4 protein-coding genes are annotated in these 6,159 nt (G+C 43.6%); 2 read left to right on the forward strand and 2 right to left on the reverse strand.

The window, feature by feature from the left end; genetic code table 11:
* Window positions 1–868 precede the first annotated feature (868 nt).
* On the forward strand, window positions 869–1,216 hold the full coding sequence (locus AB4135_RS01705; protein ID WP_371989778.1) for a hypothetical protein: 348 nt from the start codon (window positions 869–871) through the stop codon (window positions 1,214–1,216).
* Between the two features lie 128 nt (window positions 1,217–1,344).
* Here AB4135_RS01705 and AB4135_RS01710 read toward each other — a convergent pair whose 3' ends face one another.
* Window positions 1,345–3,504: a S46 family peptidase gene (locus tag AB4135_RS01710; protein WP_371989780.1), complete on the reverse strand. Its 2,160-nt coding sequence runs from the start codon at window positions 3,502–3,504 to the stop codon at window positions 1,345–1,347.
* Window positions 3,505–3,713: 209 nt separating this feature from the next.
* Complete coding sequence (locus AB4135_RS01715) at window positions 3,714–4,913, reverse strand: amino acid permease (RefSeq protein WP_371989782.1); 1,200 nt, start codon at window positions 4,911–4,913, stop codon at window positions 3,714–3,716.
* A gap of 662 nt (window positions 4,914–5,575) precedes the next feature.
* Here AB4135_RS01715 and AB4135_RS01720 point away from each other — a divergent pair.
* Entirely contained in the window at window positions 5,576–6,130 is a 555-nt protein-coding gene (locus tag AB4135_RS01720; protein ID WP_371989784.1) for a TMEM165/GDT1 family protein, read from the forward strand.
* The last annotated feature ends 29 nt before the right edge of the window (window positions 6,131–6,159 follow it).

Below are 6,159 nucleotides of genomic sequence, written 5' to 3' on the forward strand. Positions count from 1 at the left end.
CCATGACATCCATGCCATGGATGGTCACGGCCGTATCTACACTGGGTTAGAAAGGCGCAAGCTTGCTGCATTTGAGTTTTCAAATTTGAAAGTACTGTTCAAAACACTTACCTCTTTACTAACAGTTAACGTCAATTCCCCATCGAAGTTGCCGAAGTACGTTGAAGAAAGAGCCATAATGCCCACACGGACGTGGGCGAAGCGCCACGACCTTGGTCAAGCGCAACTTGGTATATTTGTGGTTCCAATGGCCTGCGGCCGGCGCATGTGCAGATACGACCGTGACACGCTGCAAGTCCATCCTTGGAAGCTCGCCATGACATCCATGTCATGGATGGTCACGGCCGTATCTACACTGAGTTAGAAAGGCGCAAGCTTGCTGCATTTGAGTTTTCAAATTTGAAAGCACTGTTCAAAACACTTACCTCTTTACTAACAGTTAACGTCAATTCCCCATCGAAGTTGCCGAAGTACGTTGAAGAAAGAGTCGTAATGCCCACACGGACGTGGGCATAGCTTTCGCGGGACAGGATGTCCCATCGGAAGCGTTAGGCTATTTCGAATAAGTACGAGGGCGACAACTTCGTTTGGGGCGTTATGGTGGATGCAAGGAGGATAAGGACGAGCAGTCCTCCTTGCCCGGGTGTGGGATGGAATCCCGCGATTTTTATCAAACGAAGTTTGAGTGCCTAGAACACTGTATCAAACCATTCATCAAGCTTACACCTTACCCTCGTAAGCATTTGATATTTTCGTAACTTTCAATAAAACATAGTAATAAAAAATGTTATTTAGCTCTAACGGCATGCCCACAATTCCAAAAAGTTTCAAAAAATCAGTTTAAGACTAAAAGTCCGAGGAAAGTACCTTGTATTCAAAAAACGAAGAGCAATTGATATCTATACTAGCTAAGTACTTCCTTGAAAATGGTACTGAGATGTCGATATATCGCTTGGAGAAATTAAATGGATATTCGGAAAAATCTTTTAAAAAGCTACACGACTTGAGTCTAGTAAGATACGTATCGAGCGATGATATCGAAATATCACCTTCACTAATAACTGAAGCAAAAAGACTAAAACAACCTGTAAATCACTTTGAAGAGGCAAAATCTTGGTGGTTCAGCAAAAAGTGGGCTGTAGTTTTAACGATAATATTCGTCCTTCTACCAGCCATTAAAACTTATATCGACATTATAAAGTATGTTTTTGAATAAACTAAGATCATAAGCTATTAATCGATAGAGCTCTTTAAGCGATAATGACAACCAAGAACAAAAAAAGCCGAAACACGTTCATGTTTCGGCTTTTGCATCAAAAGGCTAACTAATCATAGCCAAAATGATTAATGCACAATTTCCATCTCTTCAAGCAAGTTATCTGCATGATCTAAGTACTTCATTACCCAAAGCATGTAACGGCTATCAACTTGAATTGAACGGTTAGTCTGTGGATCGTAACCCCAATCACCAATGATACTCTCGTATACACCGTCAAATAGCAGACCTACTAGCTCGGCACGGCCATTCAAGGTTGGTGAACCTGAGTTACCACCTGTGGTATCAAGCGTTGATAGGAAGTTAACTGGCACAGAATCTAGCGATTTAACATAGTAATCGCCGTACTGCTTGTTAGCGATTAGCTCAAGTTGCTTCTTAGGTGCATCGAATGGATCAACACCAGTGTCTTTCGCCAAAATACCTTCAAGACGCGTAAACGGTACCGCTTTAATACCATCTTCAGGCGAGTAACCTTTAACATGACCAACCGTTACACGTAGGCTAGAGTTTGCATCAGCATAAACAGGCTTACCTTGCTCACGGTTATAAGCAATGATCGCGTCCATGTATTGCGGACGAACCTTCATTAAATCACCCGCCAACTGCTTTTCAGCCTGCTCACGTTGCATACGCTCTTCATATGTCGCGACTGCATATTGAATAAATGGATCTTTTGACTTTTTAAAGTCAGCGACTGACTTATCCATCCATGCTAAACGCGTGTCTTTATCTGACAGCTCAGTGTTGACATACATCTTATCTAACGTTTTATTAAACTTAGCCATATCGAACTTGTTACCAATACCAAAGGCTTTATCAAACGCAGGTAAGCGCTGATCTTTTGGTAGTGCGGCATAACGGCTAATTAGGTCAGCGAGTATTGCTTTATCAACACTGGCAGCATAACGGCGCTCAATACGCTCCATACCAGAGGTAAAGCGAGTCATATCACGGTCTTGATAACCTGGTTCACGCTGCATATCAGGTAACGTTTTTTCATTGGCTAAACGATACAAACGGTTAGCTGTGCTCATCATGGTGCTGTAACCCATGTAACTCAGCAGTAAATCACGCTCTTGACCTTGTTGACCTTTAGCAATTAACTTGTCCAATTGTGCCAATACTTCGCCGTATTTAGCTTGGCGTTTGTTATCGGCTTTAATCCAATTCGCTAAGTCCTGCTCCAGTCCTTTACGGTCATCAAGCATGGTTGATTTACCATAAAACTCAATCATCGAGGTGAAGTTTTTAGCGTAGTTAGCTAGACCAGCAATCGCGCTTTCGTATTTGATGCGCTCATCGCTGCCCTCAGGTGCAGTTTCTTTGATGATCTCAATAATGCGCTCACGGAGAATTTTGCCCTCAGGATAAGCCCACTCAAACTGGTTTTCGACTTCATTCGCGGTGCGGTAACGATTCGTCCGGCCAGGGTAACCTGCCACCATCACAAAATCACCTTCGCTAACGCCTTTAGCAGACACTTTCAAGAAGCTCTTTGGCTCGTAAGGCACGTTGTCTTTGCTAAAATCAGCTGGCTTACCATCTTTGCCGACATAGGCACGATAAAAAGAGTAATCGCCAGTATGACGTGGCCACATCCAGTTATCGATATCACCACCGTATTTACCCACGCTTGCTGCAGGGTTGTACGTTAGGCGTACGTCACGAATTTCCATTTGCTTGACTAAGTAATACTCAAGACCACCATGGAAACTGTAAACCTGACAGCGGTAACCATCTTCTTTTTCACACTCAGCGACTAGCGCTTTTTCTTTTTGCTCTATGCCTTTATAGAAGTCGTTACCCACTTTACTCATCTGGCCTGACTTAACATCGTCGGTCACATTAGTGACGGCTTCGGTAACATAGATACGAGAACCCGGCGTAGCAGGCAACTCTTCAGCAAAGCTTTTAGCTAAAAAGCCATCTTTGAGTAAATTTTTCTCTGGGGTTGAGTTGTATTGAATTGAACCATAAGCACAGTGATGGTTTGTTACCACTAGGCCTTTTGGTGAGACAAATGACGCTGTACAGCCACCAAGGCTGATCACGGCATTCATTGGAAATTCTGTTAGTTTTGAAATCGAGTTAACATCGATCTCTAGCCCTTTTGCCTTCAGTTCGTCTGCCATTGCAGGTAACTGATAAGGCTGCCACATACCTTCATCAGCAATCGCACCAAAAGAGGTTGCCATCGCTGCAGCTGTCAAAAGCCATTTCTTCATTTTGTTAAGTCCATTTTTTTAAAATTTAGGATTATTATTTTATTTTTTTACTTGCTAGCATTGGCAAGTTTATTGATATCACGGCAGTCGAGATACAAAAAAGCCGAGCTCAATATTTCTATCGACACCCGACTTTAGCACAAGATGTTAGCTAATAAACAGAGTTCAAATGTATCATCTGTAAAGCTAACGTTGCAATTCTACTTTCTTTATAGAGCAACCCACAGTTGCGCGGCAATAATCCCGACACCAAGCACACCTGCTGCAGTTAATGCGGCGCTACCGCCACTGACCTGGTAGCCGCCCAAGTTTTGCTTACGCTGGCCAAGTGCCATAGCAATTGGCAGGAAGATGATCATTACAACCAGCGGAATCGCGGCGAAGCCGAGTACTTGGAAGAAGCCATCTGGGTAGTAAAGCGCACATAAAAGTGGTGGTATAAAGGTCAATAACCAAGTTTGCGCACGGCCTAAGGCGTTGTCTTTAGCACGAGTAAGCTCAGCCACATAATCAAACAGACTCATGGTCACACCCAAGAACGACGTTACCAATGCAAGGTTGGCAAACAGATCAATAAACTGCTGCAAAATAGCAGAGTCAGCCACGCCTTGCAGTGCTGTTACCAATAGCGGTAATGACCCTTCAAAGCCATACACAGTCTTACCACCTAATGTACCAAGTGTCACCATTAACCACAGGATATAGCAGACTAAAGGAATGGTTGAACCAATAATAAGTACCTTGCGTAGTGAGATTGCGTCGCCATCTAAGTAACGCACAATAGTTGCGATACAGACATGGAAACCGAAAGAGGTAAACACAATAGGAACAGCCGCTAACCATAGATTTGTTAAATCGCTACCCGCAACAATGCCTGCGGTTGAGTTGTTCATCAACAAAGCCATATCCACTTCTGGTAGCAGGTAGGCTACAACAATAACCAAAAGTGCGATCATCGAAGTAAATAAAACCCGAGAGACTTTATCAATCCAGCGCACCCCAACCGCAATAAAACCACCAAAAATAGCGGTGAACAGTAGTACCGCGAGCTGGTTGTCCATCTCCATACCGACCAGTTCCATCTTAGATTCAAGCAGCGACGAGCCGCCCATCAGGTAGACCATGGTTAATGCGAACAGTAAGCTTAAAAAAGAACCACCTTGAATAAGTTGCCCCAATTTACCTAGTGTTTTCCCCGTAATCGCATGCACATTGAGACCAACGCCTGCGCGCAAGTTAATTTCTAGCATCAATAAAGAGGTGTAGATGGATACGCCCCAGATGACTACCAGTAAAAGTAGTGCAGGGATAGTACCGAGTGATGCGGTGGCAAGTGGCAATGCCAGCATACCGCCACCAATTGCTGTTCCAGCTACAATGGCGATAGAGCCAAGTATTTTTGAGTTCACAAAATTGTCCTGTTAGATTTTATAATTTATTTTTGGTAGGTCAGATTTAGAACGACTTTGAGGGAGAGATATTTTCGCAAGTTAACAATACTATTAACAGCCCCCAATCGAATCTGGTCACCATCGACCTTACGATTCCAATTGGCCCCAACGGCTTAGTTAAATAATACGGATATTCACCTTATCAACTTCGCCACTGAGGCTTGATAAATCGCGGGCAATATCGATAAGATTGTTTCATTACGACTCTTTCTCTAAAAAATGACTGTTAGCGACATTACCAGCTACTAACGCAGCGGGCAAGCCATCTGCATAGCATAAAATCAACTTAATACGAATCCACAATAAGGCTGTAAAGCCTTAGTAACACTTAGTTTACGTTTTGCTGTTTTAGCTCAAAATTGAGGCATCGGTGGCGTTTTTAGCATTGAAGTTAGCGCCATTATCACTATAATGCTCGGCTCTGCTTCAGGGGAGTAGCTATCAATCGTAGTAACTGGTTTACATCGATTGAGTAAGTATCAACATAATTGGCCATATGCCATGGTACTTACAGTTAGTGACTGTTGTCATTAACCCAGCAAGACCTGAGCACAATTCCACTCATTTTAGGGAGGGGTGTATTGTGCTTGGAATTTTGCCTCCCTAATACAGGAACACCATTGGAAGCTCTGCTCGCCTCAACCTTTACCGTTGCTATCGCCGAAATCGGTGATAAAACACAGCTATTGGCGCTCATTCTCGCCGCCCGCTTTAAAAACAAAACAGCCATTATTCTGGGTATTTTTCTGTCGACACTCGCCAATCACTTTGCTGCAGCCTGGTTAGGGCAGTGGGCGATTAATTGGATAGATCCAGTTACAGCTCGCTACCTTGTTGCCGGCTCATTTTTTGCTATCGCACTTTGGGTGTTAGTACCCGATAAAGTCGATGCAGAGGAAAGCCGCTTTTATTCAATGGGGCCATTTCTCGCCACTTTCATTTTATTCTTTATTGCGGAAATGGGTGATAAGACTCAAATAGCGACTGTCGTACTATCTGCCAAGTATGATGCTTTAGCGATGGTGGTTATGGGGACAACACTTGGCATGATGATAGCCAATGTGCCGGTTGTTATTGCTGGTCACTTCAGCGCCGAAAAATTGCCTATGCAGTGGATCCACCGCGGCTGCGCAGTGCTATTTGCACTGCTCGGTGTCGCGACTCTAATGTTTTAAGATTGGATAGTGCTAGGTGCTAGGTGCTA

The organism is Shewanella sp. 10N.286.54.B9 (assembly GCF_041468565.1).
GTDB lineage: Bacteria > Pseudomonadota > Gammaproteobacteria > Enterobacterales > Shewanellaceae > Shewanella.

Bases quoted from the DNA above. Each gene is read 5' to 3' on its own strand.
- AB4135_RS01710 (WP_371989780.1), bottom strand. From the start codon at position 3,504: ATGAAGAAATGGCTTTTGACAGCTGCAGCGATGGCAACCTCTTTTGGT.